Below are 242 nucleotides of genomic sequence, written 5' to 3'. Positions count from 1 at the left end.
GAGCAGCCCGGTAGCTCGTCAGGCTCATAACCTGAAGGTCACAGGTTCAAATCCTGTCCCCGCAACCATCTTAATTTGCAAAGCCTCCCCGGAAACCCCCGCGGAGGCTTTTTGCGTTTCCGCTCCAGCGCTTAGCTCTAGCATTGACGCAAACTCGCCGCGAAGATGGATCGTAAGTACGCCGTTTTCCGGTTTCAACACCACGGTGTCGATCAGCGAACGGATGCGCTCGAACGCCTGTG

At 56.6% G+C, this 242-nt stretch carries 1 pseudogene; it reads right to left on the bottom strand.

Going from position 1 to position 242, the window contains the following annotated elements:
- Nucleotides 1–24: 24 nt before the first annotated feature.
- Nucleotides 25–242: pseudogene (locus sphsw_RS19900) on the bottom strand (recombinase family protein); the annotation flags it as partial.

The sequence above is a fragment of the Sphingomonas sp. FUKUSWIS1 genome, from assembly GCF_000733135.1.
Taxonomy (GTDB): Bacteria; Pseudomonadota; Alphaproteobacteria; order Sphingomonadales; family Sphingomonadaceae; genus Sphingomonas; species Sphingomonas aerolata.
The sequence above is the reverse complement of the archived record's forward strand: the minus strand, read 5'-3'. Positions and strand labels throughout refer to the sequence as shown.